This window comes from Dorea sp. 210702-DFI.3.17 (assembly GCF_020560825.1).
GTDB lineage: Bacteria > Bacillota > Clostridia > Lachnospirales > Lachnospiraceae > Dorea > Dorea formicigenerans.
Window position 1 is genome coordinate 33,561 of sequence record NZ_JAJCNB010000016.1, and the last position, 24,812, is coordinate 58,372.

Here is a 24,812-nt window from a genome sequence, read left to right on the forward strand (position 1 = left end):
CATCCTTTCCGGTTTATTCTAGGCCATCATATAAGGGATAATCATCGTTGCCACCATCGCGACAATCACAACAAGTACTACGATTGAAATGATTCTCCTTGTCTTTTTATCATTGAAATTCATTCTCTATCCTCTTCTTTCCAACGAATCTTTCTTTATCATACACGTTCTCGCTTCTTGATTCAACGGATTTCGAAACTTGTAATCAAAAAGTAACATTTTCCCCATATGCGGGAAATATTCCAGGTGCGTCATCTTGCGCATCTGATTTCTATCAAACTGTTCATATCCCGGCAAATGCTTTCGTTCTTTTTCCTCTTCTTCATAAAATGCTCTGACAAACCGCTTGTCTGTTGCATCTTCGCCTGCAAATTCCGGACGGCTTTTCGCATTTTCCCTGAGATAATAATCATAAGTCAGAAGTTCCCGCATTACGTCCGCCTGCTCTGGATATTTTTCTTTCACAAAATCCAGCACGATCTCATACCGGGCGCTTCTTCGGTGCTGAATCCCCATGTAATCGTGATCTTCATAATACTGCCACAAATCTTGGTACATCTGATATGCAGATGCATAGTTTTCCACCAACGCTTCCACTACATGGGTGAATTGTCCACTATTATAGTAGATTTCCACCATTTCTTCAATCCCTTTCAGCTCAATTACATCTGAATATGGAAGCCATTTTGTAGAAAGTACTTCATACGGCGGCCCATCTTTATATCGCAGCTCATATTCCTGCTGCATCTCCTGCATATACGAACCTTTTAACACTTTCAGGAAACCAAGCTGTAACTGGTCCGGGCGCATGTTGTAGACATCATCAAATGACTTTCGAAAGCTTTTTATGTCTTCATACGGAAGTCCTGCGATCAGATCCAGATGTTGATGGATATTTCCCTTTTCTTTTATCCTTGCCACATGCTCACGGACTTCCTCAAGCCTCATTGTTCTTCGAATCTCCCGAATCGTATCCGTATTCGTAGACTGCACCCCGATTTCCAGCTGGATCAGTCCCGGACGCATCTGCCGGATCAGTCTGATTTCCTCATCATTCAGCAGATCCGCCGCAACTTCAAAGTGAAAATTCGTGATTCCATTGTCATGCTCCTGAATATATTTCCAGATTGCCATAGCATGGTCATGTTTACAGTTAAATGTACGATCCACGAACTTCACCTGCGGAACCTTATGATCCAGGAAAAACTGCAGTTCATTAAACACCAGATCCAGGCTCCGGAATCGAAGCCGCTTATCAATCGAAGACAGACAATAGCTGCATGAAAATGGACACCCCCGGCTCGTCTCATAATAAATAATCTTGTTCTCGAACTTTTTCATATCGTGATAGACAAATGGAACCTCACTCAGATCCATTGGCACACGCCACGGCCGCTCACAAATCGTCCCATCCGGACATCGGAATGTAATCCCGTCTATCTGCTCCAGCGATAATTCTGATGTTTCGGAACGCTTCCCATACACTTCACATAATTTTGCAAATGTCTTCTCACCTTCCCCTTTCATCACACCAGTCAGTTCCGGCAGCCTCCCCAAAGTCTCCCGGGAGTCATAGGACACCTCCGGTCCCCCTGCCCAGATGATTACATCTTTCATAACTTTTTTCACATCCCGAATCATCGACTCCACATAATCCAGATTCCAAATATAACATGAAAAACAGATCATCTCTGCCTGTCTCCTATAAATATCTTTTAAAATCTCATCTCTGTTCTGATTGATCGTATATTCCGCCAGTTCTATCTGAACATTCACATCCTGCGGCATATTCTTTTCGGCATATGCCCTCAGACAATACACGGCAAGGTTCGAATGTATATATTTCGCATTGATCGCGACAAGTAAAATCTTCATAAATATATGCTCCTTTTCGAACGATTATACCACCTGAAATCAAAAAGGGACAGGTTAAAGTTCAATTGGGGACGGGGTTTTTTTGAAAAAGAACCGGGGTAAAACTGAAAAAACCCCGTCCCCAATTGACTTTTCCACCATCTTCCGTTATAATATGGACTTGTGCAGCCGGGGTGGTAGCGGTACCTTGAACCTGCAATCCGCTATAGCAGGGGTGATGTTGTGCCGAGGGCATTGGTCTGGTGAAGCCGCCCCTGGTATGTGGCGTTGATATCTGGGTCTTACGCGACGAAAATCCATGAACCGTGTCAGGTCGGGAACGAAGCAGCACTAAGTGGAATCTTTCGGGTGCCGTAAGGGTGCCTGGGTTGAGTTTACTGCCAGGGTAACGTTCGTTGGATCGTGTTCGACGCACAACGCACGAAAAAAATATTATTCGTGCACAAAAATAAAAGCAATAATCCGTAACTTTGGATTATTGCTTATTTTTTTTACGTTTTTCCCTCAATTCTTTAAAAAATGTTTTCATCATCTGACTGCATTCTTCTTCCAGAACCCCTGTTGTAAGCTCTACCTGATGATTGAACTGCGGCATCTGCAACAGATTTAATATAGATCCTGCGCATCCTGCCTTTGGGTTCATGCAGCCAACTACAACTCTTGTCATTCGAGATTGAACGATTGCGCCGGAGCACATCTGGCACGGCTCCAGAGTCACATACATCGTACATTCTTCCAGCCTCCAGTCTTCCATTTTCTTACTTGCTTTACGGATTGCCTGGAGCTCCGCATGAGCCAGTGTATTTTTATCGATTGTTCTTCGATTATATCCGCGAGCAATAATTTTGTCCTGATACACGATTACACAGCCAATCGGAACTTCTCCGATAGCATATGCCTTTTTCGCCTGTTTGATTGCCTCCCGCATATATTTTTCATCTGCAGTCATTTTTACTCCTTACTATCTCGGCGGTCTTCGCACCTGCCGGCACCAGTAGCCGAATTGCTGATTTTCATTTCGTTCCTGTGGTTCAAGCGTCACATTCACATCTGCTTCTGCAATAAATTCCGGAAATCCAAATGTTGCCGCCGCTCTTGCTTCCCGTTCATGATAAATGCCAGGAACTCCCAGCTTTAATTGATTACCTTCGTCGATCAGAACAAGATGCCGGTAATTATAATATCCATGAAGCAGAAAATTATTATTGGCAAGTTTCCACTCGCATCGTGGCAGGATACTGATTTCTCCACGCTGGATTTTCATGATCTGCCGCCGGAAATTTTGCAAATCTATGTCTCTATCGTCTTTTTTCAGATCTTTTTTCTCCGAGGATTCTTCTACTGTTTCCTGATCTTTTTTCTCCGGGAACTCTTCTACTGTTTCCTGTTCCTTTTTCTCCGAGGATTCTTCTACTGTTTCCTGATCTTTTTTCTCTGGCTGTTCTTCTTCCAGATTTTCTGTCTCTTCATCGTCCCCGAACTGCGTTTCTACCTCTGCCTCTTTTTCGTCTATACTCTTAATACTCTTAGATTCCCCGGCGGTTTTATCACTATCGAATTCTTGAAAGACCTTCGCCCTCGCAATATCAAGGTCTCCATACATTTCCTCATTCCAAAGCGCTACATAAAATGCTTCCTTGGGATCACCAAGACCAAGCCCACAAATGTCGTCTTTTTTCTCACACGTCTGACCGACACTCTGCTCTGTCTTTCCATAGCCAGCTCTTATCAGTTCTTCTGTATAGCAAAAACATCCCCCGCAGGAAATCATTCCAATCTGTATCTCTCCTGCCGGAACGAAAAGTATATTTCCCATCTCAGAATCCAATTTTATAAGATAACAGGAAATGTTTTCATTGCTTTTTCCACACAGCCCTTTCCCATGTACAGAAATCGTTGTTTCTTTCCCATCTTGTTCGACTTTTACAAACCCGACATTTCTTTTTTTCTGATTCCCTTCATATTCATACAGATATCGAATAAACCTCTTCAATCCTATCCGTCCTGACTTGTATCATTTACCACAGTCTATTCTGTTCCACTCAAAAACATTCCTCGCATTTCCTGATAAAGACGCATTGCATAGCTGTCCGTCATTCCACATATATAATCTGTCACAAGCAGAATCCTCAAATACAGTTTTTCCGCCTCCGTCTTGCCCTCTGCCTGACAATGATATGCCCGCTTATAGTTATCAGAAATAAATGACACAATCCTAAGATCCATGGAATTTAATTTCTGCGAAGGGTCATCATATTTGATGATTGCTGTCATAAACTTATTCAAAAGATCACTCAGCATGACAGATTCTGTCACTTCCATTCGATAAATAGGTTCTGATGTAAAGACTTCTCTGTATGCCAGGTCACCAAGAAGCTGCATCAGCCGCTCACAGTAAGTACCGTGAAACAGATCATACTTATATTCACCCTTCATAATTGCATCATAATTCGATGTAAACCCATAAGTTGCGCAGTTGATCACAAATCCCTGCACACGGATGATCCAGTTCTTTACTGCATACTCCTCTGGATTTGCCACATGCATCTCTTTCCCCCGAAAATATAACTCTTCCAGCTTATCCGCCGGGCGAAATATATTCGTTTCCTGATGATACATCATTTGCAGTTCCTTAAGTTCCTCCAGCAATGTATGATAACTTAAGTACCCTTTTACAAATGCATCCTCGATATCCGCAGTCTTATATGCAATGTCATCTGCCGCCTCTAATATAAACGTCAACGGATGCCGACAGCCATTCGTTCCAGTCTCCCTCTCAATCTCACGGAACATTTTCTCATCTGCCAGATAATATCCCATCTTGCGCGTCTTAATATCCCCGGAATCCAAGTCGATTCCTGTGGACGGCACCGGATATTTTACAATGGTGCTCAGAAGCGCATACGTCAGGTTCATACCTCGCTCATCCACCAGAAAATGCAGTTTCGTCACAAGCCGGAACGCCTGTGCATTTCCTTCAAAATGATACAGATCCTCTACCATCTGCCGGCTCATCACTTGTTCCATCGGCTTTCCATGATATGTCATAAGTGGCAGCTTCCGTTCGAACCACTCCCGGATCACATCTTCTCCAAAATGCCCAAAGGGCGGATTCCCGATATCGTGAATCAGCCCTGCGCATTGCAAAATATTACATATATCTTCTTTCATCTGTGGTGTAAACTCAGAATCTTTTTTGTAAACTAAAATGTTTTCTCCGATGTTCTGTCCAAGAGATTTTGCAAAAGAAGAAACCTCCAGAGAATGAGTTAGTCTTGTCCGGATAAAATCACTTTTATCCAGTGGAAATACCTGTGTCTTATCTTGAAGTCTTCGAAATGAAGCACTGCCAATAATTCGATGGTAATCTTTTTCAAATTCACTCCGCAAATCTGAACTTTTAGCATTTCTCCCTCTCGTCTGTCCGCCCCGACATCTCTTTGCCGACAGAAGTTCTTCCCATCTCATCTTCTTATTTCTCCTCACAAATGATCTACTATTACTTAATCCAGATAAATCGGAGGCTCGTAATCCTTGCCGAGAAGCGCTTTCTTGCGCTCCTGATATCCAAGGAATGCCCACTCTGTCATGTCGGTCCACTGATGATCACTTCTGTCATAGACCTGGACATAACCGATTCTCTTTGGATGCATTCTCACACTGTTGGATTCATATTCCATGCCCGTATATGGGTTGATATCACCCACATTTTCTTCTTCCGGCGCTTCCCAATCCTGTGCGGTATCAGCAAACTCTTCTTCCATATCCTGTTGATTTTCCTCAACATATTCTTCGTATGCCTGCTCCTCTTCCTGATACGGTTCTGACTCCTGATACTCTTCAGCTTCCTGATATTCTTCCGGCTCCTGATGCTCTTCAGCTTCTTGATATTCTTTCGGCTCTTGATATTCTTCTGACTCCTGATACGGTTCTTCTGATACAGCCTCTTCTGTCTTGTCTTCCGGCTGCGCCTGATTCATCGCAGATTCTGCCTCCAACTGTTCTGTGGCAGCTTCCTGCTTGTCCTCATAAACCGCCTCTGCTTGCTTTTTCTTACGGCGCGGAAAATAAGCCCTCCAGCCACGTGGCTTCTCCTGCTCTTTTTCCTGTTCCTTTTCTCGCTCTCTTTCTCTTTCTTCTCTATCTTCTCTTGCCTTCTTCTCTTCAGCCTCTATCGCAGCCATTTCTTCCAGAATATCCTTCACATCCTCCTGCTTGTCATACTCAACATCTTCCGAAGACTGCGGCTCTTCTTCATATTCTGCCGGTTCTTCATATTCTGCCGGCTCCTCATATTCTGCCGGTTCTTCATATTCTGTCTGGTCTGCATATTCTGATGTTTCTTCCATCTGATCTAAATCTTTATGGATATCTACCAGTTCTCCAATTGTAATATCACGTTCTGCTCCAGATATGCCAAATTCCCTTGCTTTTACCGGCTGTTCTTCCTGTACCTGCTCTGGTTCATCATACTCCAGATTCAGTGTCAGCTGTTGTGGTTCTTCATCTATAATAATATTATTTTCAGCTCGCTTATCGATTTTGATATTTTCACGGGTTGTATATTCACTATCCGCATTCTCTTCCAGTATACTCAGATGAAATGGGCACTCTAATATAGATGCAATTAAACGCATGTCCTGTTCCTGAAAATTATCTCTGGCCAGTCTCTGCGTCAGATTCTGTCTGGACATTTTCTTTCCTGTTCGTTCTTCAATCATCTCCGCAAGCTGCTTGATCGTCATATCTTTACGGTTCAGAACGATTTTGACCTGTTCCCCAAATGTTAACTCTAACATCGCATTTCCTCCTTATTAAATTTCCCTTACTCTCCCTTGAAAATTTTCTGTCTTTGTAAACTTTTTTGTTGCTAGATAAACCCTTATTTTTCCTCTTTCATTTTAGCAAATGCCCTGTATCAAGTCAACTTAATTAAACTGGAACATAATGAGAGATATTTTCATAAAACCCATTGACAAATGCCATTCTAACGGGGTACTATATGTATTAGTTTCACACTTTAAACAACTAAAATTTTACAGTGCGAATATTATAGATGTTACATATATAAAAGTATAGAAGGAGTTACTATTATGATTATTGTATTAAAACCACTTTCCCCAAAGGAAGATATTGAACGTGTTGAAAATATGGTCAAAGCAAGAGGTCTGGACACTCACGTAATTGAAGGAGCAGAGATGACGATCATCGGCTGTATCGGTGACACATCACGTATCGACGCGAAACTCTTCGAAGTTGATCCTGCTGTCACAAAGGTTATGCATGTGCAGGAGCCTTACAAATTAGCAAGCCGCGCCTTCCACCCGGACAACTCCATCATCGATGTGTCCGGAGTCAAGGTTGGAGGAGATAATCTGGCGCTGATCGCCGGACCTTGTTCTGTAGAGTCTGTAGACCAGGTTCTTGAGATTGCAAAAGCTGCGAAAGCTTCCGGAGCCAACATGCTCCGCGGTGGTGCTTTCAAACCTCGTACAAGTCCATATTCATTCCAGGGACTCGGTCTTGAAGGTCTGGATATCCTCTGTGAAGCAAAAGCTGCAACAGGACTGCCAATCGTTACAGAATTGATGTCCGCCGAATATCTGGATATATTCAACGAAAAAGTTGACCTGATACAGATTGGTGCAAGAAACATGCAGAACTTCGATCTGTTGAAACAGTTAGGACAGGTAGACCGCCCGATTCTTCTGAAACGTGGTCTAAACGCTACCTACGAAGAGTGGCTGATGTCTGCAGAATACATTATGGCATCCGGTAATGAAAATGTCATTTTATGCGAGCGCGGTGTCCGTACATTTGAATCCTATACAAGAAATACACTGGATCTCCAGAGTATCCCGGTTATCCAGAAGCTTTCACATCTTCCGATCATCATTGATCCAAGCCATGCCGGTGGAAAATGGTGGCTGGTTGAACCAATGGCTAAGGCTGCTGTTGCTGCAGGAGCAAACGGTCTGATGATCGAGGTTCACAACAATCCTGAGATGGCACTGTGCGACGGTTCCCAGTCTCTGAAACCTGCGAAATATGATGCACTGCTGAAACAGGTTGCTGAGATCGCAAAAGTAGTCGGAAAAACATTTTAACTATTCAAGACCCGTTCGCGGGTCTTGACGTTTTCACAGGTGTAAAAGAAAGAAGAGGATTATCAGCATGGAATTATATGTAGACCTCGGAGCACACAGCTACTCCATTTATATTGAAAATAATATTTTGAAAGATACCGGAAGCTATATCGAAAAAGTTTACTCCGGAAAAAAAATCATGATCATCTCAGACGACAACGTATTTCCTCTGTACGGAGATACTATTGTAAAAACACTGGAAGATAAATATGAGGTTCATTCTCTTATTCTCCCACACGGTGAGCCAACCAAGAGTTTTCAAAGTCTTCCGAAAATCTATTCCGCACTTTTGGAAGCCCGTTTTTCACGAAGTGATCTGATCATTGCCCTCGGAGGCGGTGTCATCGGAGATCTGGCAGGATTTGCAGCCGCAAGCTTCCTTCGTGGGATCAAGTTTATCCAGATTCCGACCTCACTTCTGGCACAAGTCGATTCTTCCGTCGGTGGAAAAGTCGCCGTAGATCTGCCGGAAGGCAAGAACCTGGTCGGTGCTTTTTATCAGCCGGCTCTTGTGCTCATCGACCCACTTGTGTTAAATACACTGCCAGAGCGTTACATCAACGACGGTATGGGCGAGGTCATCAAATACGGCTGCATCTGGGATGCTGATTTATTCAAAAATCTGGAGGCACACACCTCATTTGAAAATTTGAAGAAAGATCTGGCCGAAGTTATCTATCGCTGTGTAGATATCAAGCGAATCGTTGTTGAGCACGATCAGTTCGACACCGGCGAGCGCATGCTCCTGAACTTTGGTCACACTCTGGCTCACACAATCGAACAGCATTACCACTACACACGCGAAAGCCACGGTGAGGCAGTTGCCATCGGAATGTATCAGATTACAAAGATTGCAGAGGAAATGGGACTGACGAAACCCGGCGAAGCGGAACATATACGCAAAGTCCTGGATATCTATGGACTTCCACACAAGTGTGACCTTATGCTCCACGACCTGATCGGAGCCATTGCCCTCGACAAGAAAAACCTGGGTGGAAAATTAAATGTCGTGCTGCTCAAGGAAATTGGTAAGAGTTATACCTACCCGACTACAACGAAATTTTTCACAGAGCATGATAGAATGGTGTAATATGTAAAATTTCTTAATATGTAAATAAAAGCCCAACCGGGCATCTTGAAGTCTACCCGGTTGGGCTTTTATATCATGAAATTAATTTCAAACAATAAAATAGGACTGCATGTTTGGGAGGTTGCAGCCCTGAGGAAAAAGTTATGAAAAAGAAAATTGTTTTGTTCTTTCGAACAATTAATAGTATAGACACAAAGTGTGATGAAACTATGTTTAAAATGAAAACTAATTGTGAACAAAATATGACTGAAACCATTCATATAATTCTTCCATAGTCCCTTTGTACTCTGTCTCAACTTCTTCTAATGGAATGTTCTTTTTATTTTCCAGTGTATCTGTTAATAAATATGTCTTTACGCCAAGGGAGCGGATCGTCAGGTCTTCCTGCACATCATTTCCTACCATGAGGCATTCTTTTGGATTAAGTCCAAATTCCTCCATAACTTCCTGAAAATATTTCGGATTCGGCTTGCAGTAATGATATGTTTCATAGGTCGTAATAACTTCAAAGTCTTCTGCATCGATTCCTGCCCAGCGGATACGGTTCATAGTTCCCACACGCGGGAAGATCGGATTGGTCGCAAGGTACACTTTCACACCATGTTCTTTCAACAGTTTAACAACCTGGTCTGCGCGCGGATTCGGTTTTGTAGATGCAATTGCCTCATTAAATTCATTTGCATAAAAATCCAACGTCTCCTGCTCTACCTCTGCTCTGGAAAGCCCGGATATTTCCTCAAAACATTTCCAGAAGGCATCCTCGTTGGTCATGCTTCCATCATTCAGTACCATTGCCTCCACACCTTTCCAGATTGTCCCGATCAGCGCTTTCGGCTCCATTCCATATTTTACAAATCGCTTTGCCAGAAGTGGCATATAATACTTTACAAATTCATTCTGATCCATAGGAAGTAATGTCCCATCCAAGTCAAATAATACATGTTTTATCATATTTCGTTTTCTATCATCCTTTCTATTTTCGCTTATTACAGTTACAGGGGCAAAATCGCCCGTCAGACGCTTCTGCCCCATTCATAACTTTAATTACTATTCATTTTCAGTCTTTATTTTAGCATTTCAAGAAATCCCGTACCATCACCATGATACTCGATTTCAAATATCTGTGCAAGGGTGGCCGCTATATCAGCGTAAGTATCTCTTGTTCCGATATTCACGCCCTGTTTCCAGCATTTACTGTAACCCAGAAGCGGTACAGACTCACGCGTATGGTCAGTTCCTTTATATCCCGGATCACAGCCATGATCAGCTGTGATAAATAACACATCATCGCCGCGCATATTAGCAAGAAATATTTCAAGATCCTTGTCAAATTCATTTAATGCAGTTGTATATCCTAAAATATCTCTTCGATGGCCATATATCATATCAAAATCAACCAGATTAATGTAGCACAGTCCATTAAAATCTTTCTTTTGCAACTCAAATACTTTCTCCATGTTCTTTTTATTTCCATGATTCGCAGTTGTCTCTGTGATTCCTTTTCCGGCAAATATATCATATATCTTGCCAACACCGATGACATCTTTTCCGGCATCTTTCAAATCATCCAGCACCGTCTGTTTTGGCGGCACAAGCGAAAAGTCATGTCTGCGGTCTGTTCTTTCGAAATTCGGATATTGTCCTACAAATGGTCTTGCAATGACTCTTGCCACTGCATGGTCGCCCATCAGAATCTTTCTTGCTATTTTACAATATTCATACAGGGTTTCTACCGGCACAACCTCTTCATGAGCTGCAATCTGGAACACACTGTCAGCAGATGTATATACGATCAACGCACCTGTTTCCATGTGCTCACGCCCATAATCCTTGATAACTTCTGTTCCGGAATATGGTTTATTACACAGCACTTCCCGTCCTGTCTGCTTTCGGAATTCATCCAGCACATCCTTCGGGAATCCGTCTGGATATACCGGAAATGGTTTCGGAGATATCATACCTGCCATCTCCCAATGCCCGATGGTCGTATCTTTTCCCATAGATTTTTCATGAAGTCTTCCGTAACATCCAATTGGACTTAAAGACTTATCCCCATAATTCATCTCGTCGATGTTATAAATCCCCAATTTTTCCATATTCGGAATATGCAGTTTTCCGGAATCATAACAAGTCTTCCATGTATTGCTTCCCTCATCACCAAATGCTTCTGCATCCGGTGCATTTCCTATTCCTGCACTGTCCAGTACGATCCAAAATGCTCTCATAATAACCCCTGCCTTTCGTATTATGCGTTCGCTTTCTTACTATTCTCAGTCCATCATGAATGACTTTTTATTGCATTCCTAAATTTTTTAGTTTCTCGGTGTCAGCTCTACATACAAATCTTTGTATTGTTTTGCACTCTTTTCCCAGGAAACATCTTTGTTCATATCCCGGATCACCATATCATCCCAATACTTTCTGCTCTCAAAATAGAGCGTCTTTGCCCTGTTAATGGCATCGTAAAGAAGTCCGCTTTCATACCGGTCAAATGTAAAACCATTCCCTGTATTGTCGTACATATTATAAGGGGAAACGGTATCTTTAAGTCCTCCTGTTTCTCTGACAATCGGAATCGCACCATATCTCATAGCTATCAGCTGTGTAAGCCCGCATGGTTCAAATCTTGACGGAACCAGGACCGCATCACAGCCCGAATAAATACCGTGGGCGACATTTTCATTGTAATCAATGTATGCGCAGAAACTGCCTTTATATTTATATTCATAATAACGGAATGTATTTTCATACCAGGCATCACCGGTACCAAGAACCACCACCTGTGTATTCCCATCCATAATCCCCGGAATTACAGCATTTACAAGATCAAGGCCTTTTTGGTTGGTAAGACGTGAAATAAGTCCGATCACCATCTTATGGTCATCCACTTCTAATCCCAAAGATTCCTGGAGTGCTTTCTTGTTTATCTTTTTATTTTCTACTGCTGACTCGGCATCATAATTAGCTGTTAACAGTTTATCTGTTGCAGGATTCCAGTTATCTGTATCAATTCCATTCACAATGCCTCTGATTTTATTATTATGATATCTCAAATGTTCCGCAAGACCTTCACCGTACTCTTCCGTCTGAATCTCGCCCGCATAAGTATTGCTAACTGTCGTAATTTTATTACAGTAAGCGATACCGCCCTTTAACATGTTGGCATCCAGCCAGTTCTGAATCATGCAGTCTTTATTGAATACATAATCAGGAAGACCTGACCAGTATTGAATCATTTTTCTGTCATATACTCCCTGGAATCTCAGGTTATGTATCGTAAGTACTGCACTTGCCCGTCCAACATTCGTATTCTGAAAACAGGTTCTTAAATAAAGCGGTACTAAAGCTGCCTGCCAGTCATGACAATGTACGATGTCAGGTGTCCAGTCCAGATAATTGAGTGCGGCAAGCGATGCCTTCGCAAAATAACAGAACTTCGGAATATCATCTATGAGGTTCGTATACGGATTACCCCAAGAAAAGAACTCGTCATTGTCGATAAAATCATAGACAACTCCATCTTTCTGATATTCCATGATTCCTACATAATACTGTTTCCCGTCAGAACAAAGATCCATATAAAAAGAACCTCTGTACTCCATCTTTTCCTGAAACTTCTGAGGAATACATTTATATCTTGGAAGAATTACCTTAACATCCAGATTTAACTTCGCCAGAGTCTTTGGAAGCGCAGACATAACATCTCCCAGTCCGCCCGTCTTAACAAATGGATAGCATTCCGAACCGATGAACGCAACACTTCTTCGCGGCCCTAAATCCAGCTGTACCATCTGTTCCTCCTGTTTCACAGAGGTTTTGTCTACAACTGCTATTTGCTTAATAAAATTCTTTTTTCTATTCTTTTTTCTACTCATATCTGGTCTCCAATCTGCAAAACATTTGCACCATCACGGATAATATCATCCTATTGTTTTATCTCAGTCGAGAAGACTCCCAGCTGATATAATAATTGTAGCGAATAATGCAACGATTATCAATGACAAATCATCGAATCCAGCATTCTGGCAAATCTTAACGGATCAAGAATCTGCATCTTTCCTGGACTGTTTATTTTCTCGCGACAGAATCTGCGACAAAGGCACTTCCCCCTTGCTTTCCCTGGTGATTTCCGTTTTATCCCCCCTAAATCCCCTATTTTCAAGCAAAATAAAATCACCGTCCCCAGAGCTCTAAGTCTCTAAAAACAGTGATTTGGTACTGCGCGATCAGGGGTTCGAACCCTGGACACCCTGATTAAGAGTCAGGTGCTCTACCAACTGAGCTAATCGCGCATCTCTTATTTTTCTGTCGCATCTCTTAACGACAAGTGTTATTATATAATAGCCTTTCTGAAAATGCAAGCACTTTTTTTCATTTTTTTATATTTTTTCATTATTTTTTCATTAGGAAACATCAGCAAGAAATTTTCCCATTTTGTCCATTTTTTTACCTTTCAGAACGGATGCCTGACAAATAGAAAACCCAGGAGTTGCCTCTCCGGACGTTCGACTTGAATGTAATTGAGTCACATGGACTAATCACTTCTCTTTGCCTATTGGCATTGCAGCATATGCATTTCAGTAATACAATCTGCAAATTTAAAATTAAAGTGGGCACAAAGTGAGTCGAGCCTTGATTTTCTTCTTTTTCCATGCTATACTATCACCCGTTACAAAACCCGAAAAACCAAGGGTTAATAGTGACAAGTAACTATTTTGTCGCAGAGAACGGTGTGACCCGAAGGTCACGCCGTTTTTCTGCGTTCATAGGTTGTTTGTGTGACAATAGGCTCGGAAATAACGGGAATATCCACATCGTCCACAAAGTTGAAAAAAATCTTCACTTTCTGCTTGCGCTTGCCGCTGGACTTGTCCGGGGCATAGACAACGATCTTCTTGATATACTCGTTCACGATGGTCTGTGTCAGTTCCTCCACATCCACATATTTCTGTGTCAGGGCGATAAAGGCATCCAGACCGTCATTCATTTCTTCCCGCTGTTCCACCCATTCTTCGATAACTTCAATTTCGAGCTTTAACCGTTCCTGTTCGGCTTCATAGTCCGCAGACATCTTTCTGTATCTGTCCTGATTGAGATTTCCAAGAACATAGTCCTCGTACAGCCGGGAGATGATGACATCCAGATCGGCAAGGCGTTTCTTTGCCTGTTCCAGCTTCTTTTTGTCATCCCGGATGCTGCGCTCCTGGTCAGTCCTGCGGCATTGCAGCCATTCCTCCTGAAAACCGTCCACATCGCTTCGGATATACTCATTGACTGCCCGGATGCGTTCCAGAACGATTTCACGAAGCACATCTTCCCGGATATAGTGGGCAGTACAAGTACCACGGTTGCTCTTGTAGTTGTTGCAGACGTAGTGATCCTGCTTGCCCTCAAAGCTTTTGCTTGTGGCAAAGTGGAGCTTGCCGCCGCAATCGGCACAAAACAGAAGCCCTGAGAACAATCCCTGCCGTTCCGCTTTTGCGGGGCGGCGTTTGTTTTTCCTCAGTTCCTGCACCCTGTCAAACTGTGCCTGAGATACAATCGCTTCCTGTGTGTCCGGCAGATAAAACATATTCTCCGGCTCATTGGGAATCCGCTTTTTCAGCTTGTAGGACTTGGAATAAGTCTTGAAGTTGCAGGTACAGCCTGTGTACTCCTGCCGTTCCAAAATCCCTACAATGGACTGGTTGCTCCAGTGGTACGGTCTTTCCGGCATCGGCTTTTTCTTTCGCTTGGCATACAGAGCTTTTGCGGTCAGAATCTGCTTTTCTTCCAGAATCCTTGCAATCTGCTCCGGGCCTTTGCCGTCAATGCAAAGGTCGAAGATGAGCTTGACTACCGGAGCCGCTTCTTCATCCAGAATCCAGTGATCCTTGTCCTCCGGGTCACAGCGGTATCCGTAGGGCGGTTTGCCCATGTGCTTCCCACTGGTTCCTCTCTGCCGCAAACTGACACGGACTTTCTTGCTGGTATCACGGGGATACCACTCGTTGAACAGATTACGGATTGCGGCGAAGCCCTCGCTGTCTCCCCGGTTGCTGTCCACACCGTCATTTACGGCGATAAAGCGGACATCGTAGCTCGGAAAGATAATATCCGTATATTGTCCAACAGTCAGATAGTCACGACCAAATCGGCTGAGGTCTTTGACCAGCCAGCAGCCTACAAGCCCCTGCTTGACAAGCTCAAAGCCCTCCTGCACACCGGGACGATTGAAGTTCGTCCCCGTATAACCGTCATCCACCAGAATTTTCAGGTTTGTATACCCGTGGTTACGGGCATATCGGGTTAAATACTCTCGCTGATTTGCGATACTGTTACTCTCTCCATCTTGGGCATCCTCATTGCTCAAACGACAGTAGAGAATGGTAATTTTCTGCTGATCCAACATAATATCCTCCTTCGGTTGTTGGTCAGCCGACAGTACCGTTGTGCATACTGGAATTATATCATGCTTTTGTGTCGCAGTCATTAACAAATCACCCCCTTGTCAGAAAAAATGAGCCGTTTTACCTTGTCGGCAAGCGGCTCATTCCCGTCACATTCTGTTTCAATCACATACCATGTGTTCCCGATCTTACGCTCAATGGTTTTGCGGAAAGAAGACTGCGCTGTTTCCCAATGCTTGCGGCATTCTTCCAAAAAATCAATGGGCGGCTCAAAAATCGGGTCGAAGCAGGAGTAAATATCAATATAGCCGATGGCATCATTGATTTCTTCCATCGGGGCATCTTCCATAATCATCTTGTTAATTTCCTCTACGGTTTTATTCATAGGCAAATAGTTCCTTTCTTAAATTTCCATATCCTGCCTACGCTTACGGGCAGGGTGCTTATGTTCCTGTGTTTCCTTTCCTCTGGCGAGAATGGCATGAACAAAAGCCCAAACCCTTTCAGACGCAATCTCTATCGCATCCAAGAAAGGCTGGGCTTTCTGTTTCAGTTCCATATATTTTTCGTTTACTGCTTCATACCGCTGTTTCCAGATGGAAATTGTTTTTTCAGCAGAAGCCAGTTTCTCTTTCAAACGCTTATTGTCAGCATTGGCAATAATGCCGTTGACCGCATAGCGTTTGAGTGTATCGCACTGATCCGGCGTGAGCGAGACATTTCCGGTGAGGGCATTTTTCTTGCCCATTTCCTCAATATCCTGCACCGTCAGCGCAATGGTCTTTGCTGCCTTGGTTTCCTTTTGCAGAGCTTCCAGTTTCTTTTTCTGCTTCTCCGTAGCAGCCTTGGCATCCGCCAAACTCTGCTCGGCCTGTTCCACCTGTCCGGTCACAGTTTCCAGGCGGTGCTGTTCGGCCTGTACCTTGAACTGTGTCACCGTCAGATGTTCCTCGGTACTGCCACGCTCTCCACGCTCCACATCGGTATATCCGGCGGCTCGCATGAAATTAAAAAAGTCATCCTGCAGCACACTGTAGGACGACTTCAAAATCTTTTTCCCTTTTGCGTTCAACATCGGATTGCCATCTTCATTGAGAACGGGTTTGGATTCCCATTTCTTACTGCGGCTGACCTGTGTGATCGTTTCTTTTACCGTTCCCCGGAGGAATTCATCCTTGCACCGCTTCGACCACAGGATTTGCTTTTCCACCACCGGGATATAAACCACATGGAGGTGGTAGTGATACACATCCTCGCCCAGGGCTTCGGACATTGCCCGGTTGCGCTCATCGGCGTGCATCACAGCGGAGAGGATATACTGCTCGCCGCCCACAATCTCCACGGCGGCTTTGTAGGCATCGGCATAGAACTGTTTGGCATATTCATAGCCGCCGTGGTTGTGGAAGTAGGCAGAGTTTACATCAAACAGCAGCTCCCCATATTTCACCGCATCGGCTTTCAGACCACGGGTGGAGATAACACCATCTGCAATCATCTGATCGAACATGGCGGCATAGCTGTCGGTAGGTTTCTTGAAGTGGACATTGCGGTGGGTCTGGGTGGTATCAATATCTTGATTGGAGTAGCTGTCTTTTTCTCGCTCGTTATGCTCCTGAACTTTCGCCACATCGTCGAGGGTGGGCAAGTCCTGGTTACGGGCAAAGGTACGGTCAATTCCATCGTTTCTTGCCATAGGTTTTTTCCTTTCTTTCGAGAGTAGCAGACGGGCGGGGCTGCGGGGATGCACTTCTGCGGAAGTGTAATAACCCACTATAACACTTTCATCCATTCTGGCTGCAAAGTGCCGTGGGCTCTCCCGAGGGGGTATGCGGTCACTGCGGTGACCTCTGCTGACCAAGGCAAAATGTCTGCAACTTTTCCCATGGTCAGCCCGTCTGCATGAAGCTGTTCTGCGGAACGTTTCTTGCAGACGTTGGCAGCGTCTTTCACTGCCATCCATAGGCAGCACTGCGGTGAGCCTATGGGGACGGGAGATGCGAGGGGCTGTTGCCGGGGGCATCACTTCTCCCGTCTTTGCTGCCATACAATGTCGCATCCCAGCACATCGGCAAGCTCCAATACTTCCTTGTATCGGATGCTTTCCCGCTGTAATTTTGCGGACAGGTTGGAAACGCTGTCGCTCCATCCGTACTCGTCCGAGAGCAGGTCAACAACTTCCTGCATGGTCATCCCAGCACGGATGATCTGTGCCTTGATTTCATTGCGTACATTCATATTGAAAAATCCTTCATAATTCTGTTTGTGGTTCGGTACAATCTCTGCACCCCAAAACGGAGCAGATACACCGAACAGTGAAAAATCTGCAATCTCTGAAATCCGTTCAGAATTTTGCTTGTGATGTCCTGTCCATATATGACCATATCCCGCTTTACTGTTTCGTGTGATTTGGTCTGGAAAAATGAAAACATCTATTGTTCCGTGAACAGGGTACACGGTTCAGAGAAGCACGATTTCGTGAAATAGCTTCGTCCTGCGGTCAAAAACTTTGCTGTTTCCATTGCCATTGATTTTCAATACCCGAAAACAGGTTGTCTCTGAAAGCCGTTGTTTCCTATAATGGGAGAAAACAGGGGTAAATGCTGCGTACATACGTACAGAGCATGACTGGCAAAATCAATCCCGCCATTCCTCCGGTACGTACGTACATGACGAAACATCGTAAAACCCATTTATATGAGGTCTTGCCACAGCTTCCACACCCATAAATCCCCACACCCGCCGTCCGGCAGAGTTGGTGATGTTGTTGCAATGTTCCAGATTGAATCTCCCGGCATTGGCAATCATGGCGTCGCTGAAGCTGCGGGCTTTCAGCGGTGCAAGGGAATTTTCTTCGCACCACATCCGGTAGATTTCATAGAAATCCTTGGAGCTGATGGACGCATCCGCTTTGCACCGGATGTATCCCTCCGATTCCATGAAATCAAAGATATTATTATTGTCACGCTTGACCGCTTCCCGGTTTTCCCGGATACGGTCACTCTCTGTGAATTTGAAGTTGTTGGCAACAAGCCGCTGCAATCCCTCCAATGCCCACAGGAAGATGCCCTCGGCTTCGGCTTTCATCTTCTCCGCAAGGTCAGGATCATCAGCTCTATCCACAGGCTTTTCCTTGGTGGTCAGCACAAGCTGTCTGCGATAAAATCCGTCACTGCGATCATAAAGAGCTTGCAAATCGCCGTTGCTGAACGCAAGCAGCCGGGCGAACATCCAGCCCTGATAACTCTGCTTGCCCTTGCGTTCCAAATCCATCTTGCCCTGTGCTGTCACGATGGATTTCACATAGTTGGTCTGGCGCAGAGCTTCCATCCGCATATCATCATCCACGCACAAGAGGATATGTTCCAGATCGGCACGGGCAAAGCGGTTTTCGGAAATCTTTCCGATGCTGCCGTCTTTCATATTCATGCCAAAGATTGCCGAAAGCACCGCACCGATTTGGGATTTACCCTCGCCGCCGTTGCCCTTAATCACCATCATGCGCTGTCCTTTGTTGGAGGGAATCAGGCAGTAGCCGATAAACTCCTGCAAAGTGGGAATGTCCTCTGTATGAAGCAGGTCATCCAGAAAGTTCAGCCAGACCACAGGAGCAGGAGCATCGGGATTGTAGGCAACAGGCAGACGGCTCCGCACGATAGCAGGTCTGCCCTCAGTGAATGTTCCGTTCTGCAGCAGCGTACCGTTGGCAACATGAATCCGATCCTGCTCCGGAGGAAAGTCAGGCACTTGTGCTTCCAGTTTCAGCACCTCCAGAATATTGGTGATCTTCCGGGGGATGTTGTTCACGGCACAGAATTTCAGCTTGTCGTAAATCTCACCCCGGAGAGGGAGATCGTCTGTTACCCGACCATCGGGCGTAAAAAAAGCTCCGTTTGCGAAGATGATTCTGCGCTCACGCAGAAATTCTTCACAGAACAGAGCTTCATTGATGTTCTGCCCGTCAAACCAGATCGGCAGATTCATATCCGGCATTTTACCTTTCTTCCCCATGGGACAACCCCTCCTTTCGTTTCCGTGCCACATAGTTCCGAAGGAAAGCAATCTTGCTCTCCTTCATTAGCTCGTCCACCACGGCAACCCGTTCTTCTAAATCACCGACTGTCAAAATATCTGCCAGATATTCGATATAATCAATCATCTGGCAGGCTTCCACAAAACGGTCATCCAGATCATCGTCCGGTGTTTTCGGTGCATATCGCACTTTCCAATCTTCCAGCAGATGCAGATAATCCATCAGCACCCGGAAGCACAGCATTTCGTCCTCCCGAAACTGACGGATATAGGGACGTTTGGGCTTGAGCATAGCTGCGGAAGTGGGCGGTTTCGGGTCAAGCCCAAAATCCGAAGCCAGCTTTTGTGCTGCTTCATAGCTGCTCAGATCGAACGACCTTGCCACGAAGTCGATCACATCCCCCTTGACTCCGCAGCCAAAGCAGAAGAAATAATCCTCATTCAGCCTCATGCTCGGATGCCTGTCATTGTGGAACGGGCAGCAAGCCATGCCGTTTCGGTTGACTTTCAGCCCGTAGTGTTCGGCGGCTTGCTTTACGCTGATTGCCACCTTGATGGTTTCATAGATTGTCATAGAAAACCTCCGTTCATAGTATTCAGAAAGCACGAAACACCCGCCGTGATTGGCAGGTGCTTCGCTCCGTCTACTATTGTTATGCCGGATTTTTCAAAAAACAGGCTAATCGGTGGACAACCCCATTTCAAAAAACAGGACAGCTTTTCGGAGGATGTAGATTTCTTCACATTTGCATGATATAATGAAAGAAATGAAAAAACAGGACAGGAGAGCAAGCATGAATCAAGAATTGATGACATTGGATTTTTGGCAGGATACAATCATATATGAGGACAAAGCACTTCCTATCGGCACTCTTGCCTGTGATGCGCTGAATGTTTCGGCGGATACTCTTGCCAAAATGAATGAACAATGCCAGAAAATTAATCTACTGCTTGGAATGCTGAACGCCGGACAGGACGCTTCTGCACTCTTTCCTATGGCAAGGGAAGCTGCATTGACAATGTTAGAGATTCTCAGCAAAACGCCGCCGTTCTCCTATATGGATATACCAAAGCACCGGGAACGGATAGAAAAGGTTTTTACTGCGGACAGCGCACAAAAATATGTGGAGTTTGCTACAAAAGCTGCAACCAATTCTTTACCGTTTGAAGAAGTTCCGAAATATGCTGATGCGGCGATGCTCCAACGTTATACCGCTGTATTCGGACATTTGGCATATTCTCTTAGGGAATACCAAACCGCAGTGCTTGATTTTGCGGAAAAATCAGACAGCAACGAAGCAGACCGTACCGCAGAGGGCTTTGCAAAAATGTTCGGCAGCTATTTCCCGCCGGAGTTTTCTATCACGGAGGGCAATGCCTGGATGTCTGTTGCGAACAACTCTATTCAGTATGTGACAACTGTCCGTCCCGGCGAGGATGTGGCGAAGCTCGTCAAACGGATGCACTATGTATCCTTTGTGGGAATGTTCCGTTCTGATCTCTTTGAGGGCTTGTGTGTTGGTCATGCACCGAAAAAATGCCGGATCTGCGGCAAATGGTTTCTGACCACCAACGCAAGGCACACCAAATACTGCGGCGGTTATGCACCGGGAGATAAGCTGCACCGCACTTGCCGGCAGATCGGCAATCTGAAAGGCAGAGAACAGCGGGAGCTTGCGGACGATCATCCGCTGAAACAGATTTATGAGAAGCGGCTGAACACCATAAACCGCTATGTGAAGCGTGGTACTCTGGACGCTGATCTTGCAGAGGTTATGAAGAAACTGGCGAAAGATAAAATGCTCCGGGCCTTGAGCAATGTTGCTTATGCCAAGGGCGATTATGAAAAGGAAATGGGACAGGCTGCCTTGAAAAAGGAAGCTTACAACAAAAAATGACAAGGAGATAATACATGGCACGAAAAGCTGATGTTAAAGGCGGTAATGGTGATGTGGTATTCGATACTGAAACCGGAACTGCGAGAAAATACCTTCGAAATACGTCTACCGTTGAAAAAGTCGCACGCTTCAAACGAGAACTTGCTGTATTTCAGGAATTATGCAAGAATCCAATTCCCAATGTTGTTGAGGTGACGGATGTTTATATTAACGAGGATAAAATTGCTGAATCTTATGTTGAAATGAAAAAATATGACGGTTCGGTATACGATATACTCGAAGTTACCAAAGGGAATGTTAAATTAGCATTTGAACTGCTTTTGCCGGTCATCAAAGCACTCTATACACTTTCAACCGGAAATCCGCCCTTGTATCACAGAGATATAAAGCCGGATAATATCTTGTTTTTGAAAAAAGGTGATGAATACACACTGTATCTTACAGATTTTGGAACGTGTTTTCTTAACGATGGGAGCGAACGACTGACACCGGAAACTATGGCAGTTGGTCCCAGGATGTATATTGCCCCAGAATACGAAACAGGTCGTGTAGAGGAAGTAACTGAAAGAGGAGATATATTTTCTTTGGGTAAAGTTCTTTGGTGTATGATCAATGGTGAGCCGGAGGACTTTATGCCTTCAAACTTCTGGTTTGTTGATGAATATGATTTGACCAAGCGTTTTCCCGGAAATGCTGATATGATTGTTGCTAATACAATTATTGCATCATGTTTGAATATTGCTCCTGATGAGCGCTGCGCATATTCAAGTTTGATTGGACAGATTGAGAACTTCATTGCAGAGGGCAATATGACGCCAGGGGAAGAAGAACAGTATCGAGTACGAGTATATCAAGAGAAACGGAATTTAGAACTCTTGGAGATAAAAGAAAAGAATCGGCTAATTGTAAATTCCTTTAGTCAGTATTATATAAAGGCGTTAGAAGAATTACTGAATACATACCCTGATTTTGAGCTGATTCAAAAACTCTACGATGAATACCGTAAAAATTCAAAGGATGGCATTGATTATACATCCGTAAATGTTGAAAACAATGCCAGCCATTATCTCTATAGCGGAACTTATGACCGAATCTATTTTTCAATTAATTATGAACCCGCTCGTGGAACTGATAGGTATTGCAGCATCACGATAAAATACACAATAGATAGTTGGAAGACGATACGGTTCTATTATTCCGAAGATGGTACGATTTTAAGTGACCATAACGGCGTAGTAAAGCTGATGTGCGTAGAATCATTGTATAATATTTTGAACTCCATAATCATGGAATACATTTCATAAAACAGAATGGCATACAGAAGGGAGGTGCGCTATGCTGAATGATTTTACATGGAATATGACCGGATACATACCAAAATACCAAGTCAATCCGCACGGTGACGGCATCATTCCCTATGTGGCAGAGCGCATCTTCCAACTGGAACCGGAGCCGCCATCAGTGGGCAATCTGAACGAATATATCCTGTCTGCTTTGCATGAAAAGAATTTGCTACATTTTTCGTTCTTTCTACATCACTACGAGCCGCAGCTTAATAAGCGCATCAAGAGCTTTCTTGGTGTGGATGGCGGCGATTTGTACGATACAGACCGTTTTCTGGATATAAAACTGTCCTGCCGGGAGCAAATGCTCCAAAAGCTGATGGACTATGATCCTGCCAAGGGTGCGGAGTATGCTACATACATTTTTCCGTTCATCCGGGATGCTATGCTCCGTTTCCGCATGGGCGAAGAAAAATGGTCGGTATCCTCTCTGACTAATTACAAAATGGTGCGGTCAATGGCTTGGCTGTACCACAATACCAAGGATGCGGTCAACGAGTTTTCCAAGAAATACAACTGTGATCTTGCTCTTGCCGAAGAATATCTGAAAGTTGTCCGAGGTATCCGCAATCAGCAGCCATTCTATGTGACAGACGAGGACGGCGAGGAAACTGGCGAAGATGTCGCCCTTGACGATAGTTGGAACTATACCGACATCCTCTGGAACGGCATACAGGCAGAAAAGGTGCAACGGGCATTTGAGAAACTGAATTACCGGGAGCAGACCTTGCTCGAAAAACGGTTAGCAATTTGCATGACCTGTGGGCGTGTTGGCTCATGGAAGAACCGCCCCACCTTTGAAGACCTGGCGGTTATGTTTGAGGGAAGCACAGCCAGCGGTGCAGAGCGGGCTTACCGGAAAGCGATGGATAAGCTGACAGAGCTTCTGGTTGCCGAGGGTGCTATCCATGCAGTCCGGCTGAAACAGAAATCCAAAACCAAGCGCAAAAAGAAAATCACCGCCGCAATCTACGAATACCAGGCAGACTGCGACGGCGAATGGGGCGAAATATCAGTTGATTTTGAGAACGGCACAGCAGAAATCATTCGGCTTGCTGATTGGGATACAATTAAAACGAACTGGTTTGCCAATGAGGCGATCCGGTATATTTTATCATTGTCGCCTGATGCTCTTAAAAAATATATGCTCGTCCCCCTTGAGCCGCCACTTATATCCTGAATCCTTACAACAACTGTAAGTGGTATTTGCTGTGTTCCCATGCTATCATTTTATTACAAATGATAGGAGGTATTCACATGAAACCCATTTTGAATATTGAAAATTTAACAAAAATCTATGGCAATGTGCCAAGTCAAACAAAGGCACTGAATGGGATCACCTTCCAGGTGATGCCGGGAGAGTTTCTCGGCATTATGGGAAGCAGTGGTTCCGGTAAATCCACGCTTCTCAACTGTATTGCAACTGTGATTCAGCCCACCGGTGGGAGCATTCAGGTGGAAGGCGATACTCTGCAATCCCTCAAGGGAAAGGCTCTTGCAGAGTACCGTGGCAAAAAAGTTGGTTATCTATTCCAGAACTTTGAATTGCTGGACAACCTGACTGGCAGGGAAAACATCCTGCTCCCGACTTCCTTGCATGGGGTATCCGAAGCAGAAAGCAGCCAGCGGCTGAAGCAGTTGGCTGACTATCTGGAAATCACTGATGTTCTGGATAAGTTTCCGTCCAAGATGTCCGGCGGCCAGCGTCAGCGTGTTGCGGCAGCAAGGGCTCTGATCTTACATCCCCAAATGATCCTTGCCGATGAACCGACGGGTGCGCTGGATTCTAAGAACGCAAGAAGTCTTATGGAGAAGCTGTCCGGCCTGAATCGTGACGAACAAGCTACGATCCTGATGGTAACCCATGATTCCAATGCCGCCAGCTTCTGTAAGCGCATCCTGTTCATCCAGGATGGCGTGATCTTTCATGAGCTTCGGCGTGGAGACGAAAGCCAGCAGGAGTTCTACGGGCGCATCCTGAAGGTGATGGCGCAACTGGGAGGGGGCAGCGCAAATGTTCTCTAATCTCATTCTTCGGAACA

At 44.7% G+C, this 24,812-nt stretch carries 21 protein-coding genes, 1 tRNA gene and 1 other RNA gene; 7 read left to right on the top strand and 16 right to left on the bottom strand.

Features of this window, described 5'->3' with window-relative positions:
• Nucleotides 1-126: 126 nt before the first annotated feature.
• Entirely contained in the window at nt 127-1,875 is a 1,749-nt protein-coding gene (locus LI149_RS09250; RefSeq protein ID WP_227143257.1) for a B12-binding domain-containing radical SAM protein, read from the bottom strand.
• Between the two features lie 160 nt (nt 1,876-2,035).
• Between LI149_RS09250 and ffs the strand changes: the two genes are divergently transcribed.
• An RNA gene (gene ffs / locus LI149_RS09255) (signal recognition particle sRNA large type) lies at nt 2,036-2,299 on the top strand.
• Between the two features lie 51 nt (nt 2,300-2,350).
• Here ffs and tadA read toward each other — a convergent pair.
• From tadA to LI149_RS09275, 4 genes are read right to left on the bottom strand one after another with little or no spacing between them, the layout of a single operon-like run.
• Entirely contained in the window at nt 2,351-2,824 is a 474-nt protein-coding gene (gene tadA / locus LI149_RS09260) for a tRNA adenosine(34) deaminase TadA (protein WP_005331869.1), read from the bottom strand.
• 12 nt (nt 2,825-2,836) lie between these two features.
• On the bottom strand, nt 2,837-3,868 hold the full coding sequence (locus tag LI149_RS09265; RefSeq protein ID WP_173786150.1) for a hypothetical protein: 1,032 nt from the start codon (nt 3,866-3,868) through the stop codon (nt 2,837-2,839).
• A 35-nt stretch (nt 3,869-3,903) separates the two neighbouring features.
• Nucleotides 3,904-5,343, bottom strand: a complete 1,440-nt coding sequence (locus LI149_RS09270; RefSeq protein ID WP_117494434.1) for a deoxyguanosinetriphosphate triphosphohydrolase — start codon at nt 5,341-5,343, stop codon at nt 3,904-3,906.
• Nucleotides 5,344-5,378: 35 nt separating this feature from the next.
• The gene (locus tag LI149_RS09275; RefSeq protein ID WP_227143258.1) at nt 5,379-6,674 is read right to left on the bottom strand and encodes a hypothetical protein; all 1,296 of its coding nucleotides are present in this window, start codon (nt 6,672-6,674) and stop codon (nt 5,379-5,381) included.
• A gap of 294 nt (nt 6,675-6,968) precedes the next feature.
• On the opposite strand from LI149_RS09275, the gene aroF reads away from it, so the two are divergent.
• Entirely contained in the window at nt 6,969-7,982 is a 1,014-nt protein-coding gene (aroF, locus tag LI149_RS09280) for a 3-deoxy-7-phosphoheptulonate synthase (protein WP_227143259.1), read from the top strand.
• Between the two features lie 67 nt (nt 7,983-8,049).
• Nucleotides 8,050-9,111 (top strand): 3-dehydroquinate synthase, encoded by a 1,062-nt coding sequence (gene aroB / locus LI149_RS09285; protein WP_227143260.1) that lies wholly within the window; start codon nt 8,050-8,052, stop codon nt 9,109-9,111.
• Between the two features lie 225 nt (nt 9,112-9,336).
• Here the strand turns inward: aroB and LI149_RS09290 are convergent, their stop codons facing one another.
• The 11 genes from LI149_RS09290 to LI149_RS09340 form a co-directional block, all read right to left on the bottom strand.
• On the bottom strand, nt 9,337-10,062 hold the full coding sequence (locus LI149_RS09290) for an HAD family hydrolase (protein WP_173786147.1): 726 nt from the start codon (nt 10,060-10,062) through the stop codon (nt 9,337-9,339).
• Between the two features lie 113 nt (nt 10,063-10,175).
• Entirely contained in the window at nt 10,176-11,336 is a 1,161-nt protein-coding gene (locus LI149_RS09295) for a phosphopentomutase (protein WP_173786146.1), read from the bottom strand.
• A gap of 87 nt (nt 11,337-11,423) precedes the next feature.
• Complete coding sequence (locus tag LI149_RS09300) at nt 11,424-12,986, bottom strand: glycogen synthase (RefSeq protein ID WP_227143261.1); 1,563 nt, start codon at nt 12,984-12,986, stop codon at nt 11,424-11,426.
• Between the two features lie 344 nt (nt 12,987-13,330).
• Nucleotides 13,331-13,403, bottom strand: a tRNA-Lys gene (locus LI149_RS09305).
• A gap of 452 nt (nt 13,404-13,855) precedes the next feature.
• A complete protein-coding gene (locus tag LI149_RS09310) occupies nt 13,856-15,502 on the bottom strand; it encodes a recombinase family protein (protein ID WP_330628462.1) in 1,647 nt (548 codons plus the stop codon).
• Nucleotides 15,503-15,582: 80 nt separating this feature from the next.
• Entirely contained in the window at nt 15,583-15,885 is a 303-nt protein-coding gene (locus tag LI149_RS09315) for a hypothetical protein (RefSeq protein WP_085531218.1), read from the bottom strand.
• A gap of 18 nt (nt 15,886-15,903) precedes the next feature.
• Nucleotides 15,904-17,193 carry a plasmid recombination protein gene (locus LI149_RS09320; RefSeq protein ID WP_117788320.1) on the bottom strand — a complete coding sequence of 430 codons (1,290 nt, stop codon included), beginning with the start codon at nt 17,191-17,193 and terminating at the stop codon, nt 15,904-15,906.
• A 77-nt stretch (nt 17,194-17,270) separates the two neighbouring features.
• On the bottom strand, nt 17,271-17,456 hold the full coding sequence (locus LI149_RS09325; RefSeq protein WP_117522849.1) for a hypothetical protein: 186 nt from the start codon (nt 17,454-17,456) through the stop codon (nt 17,271-17,273).
• Between the two features lie 63 nt (nt 17,457-17,519).
• Nucleotides 17,520-17,735, bottom strand: coding sequence for a phosphoribosylglycinamide formyltransferase (locus LI149_RS15720; protein WP_109258817.1), 216 nt, complete (start codon nt 17,733-17,735; stop codon nt 17,520-17,522).
• 399 nt (nt 17,736-18,134) lie between these two features.
• Nucleotides 18,135-19,508 (bottom strand): phage/plasmid primase, P4 family, encoded by a 1,374-nt coding sequence (locus LI149_RS09335; protein WP_227143262.1) that lies wholly within the window; start codon nt 19,506-19,508, stop codon nt 18,135-18,137.
• Nucleotides 19,492-20,103: a CHC2 zinc finger domain-containing protein gene (locus LI149_RS09340; protein ID WP_117522847.1), complete on the bottom strand. Its 612-nt coding sequence runs from the start codon at nt 20,101-20,103 to the stop codon at nt 19,492-19,494. The genes LI149_RS09335 and LI149_RS09340 overlap by 17 nt, the downstream gene beginning before the upstream one ends.
• Before the next feature lie 220 nt (nt 20,104-20,323).
• On the opposite strand from LI149_RS09340, the gene LI149_RS09345 reads away from it, so the two are divergent.
• The 4 genes from LI149_RS09345 (at nt 20,324) to LI149_RS09360 (ending at nt 24,795) form a co-directional block, all read left to right on the top strand.
• On the top strand, nt 20,324-21,427 hold the full coding sequence (locus LI149_RS09345; protein WP_117522886.1) for a DUF6076 domain-containing protein: 1,104 nt from the start codon (nt 20,324-20,326) through the stop codon (nt 21,425-21,427).
• 14 nt (nt 21,428-21,441) lie between these two features.
• Complete coding sequence (locus LI149_RS09350; protein WP_227143263.1) at nt 21,442-22,731, top strand: protein kinase; 1,290 nt, start codon at nt 21,442-21,444, stop codon at nt 22,729-22,731.
• 31 nt (nt 22,732-22,762) lie between these two features.
• On the top strand, nt 22,763-23,950 hold the full coding sequence (locus LI149_RS09355) for a hypothetical protein (protein ID WP_117522845.1): 1,188 nt from the start codon (nt 22,763-22,765) through the stop codon (nt 23,948-23,950).
• A 77-nt stretch (nt 23,951-24,027) separates the two neighbouring features.
• Entirely contained in the window at nt 24,028-24,795 is a 768-nt protein-coding gene (locus tag LI149_RS09360) for an ABC transporter ATP-binding protein (RefSeq protein ID WP_033121505.1), read from the top strand.
• Nucleotides 24,796-24,812: the final 17 nt, after the last annotated feature.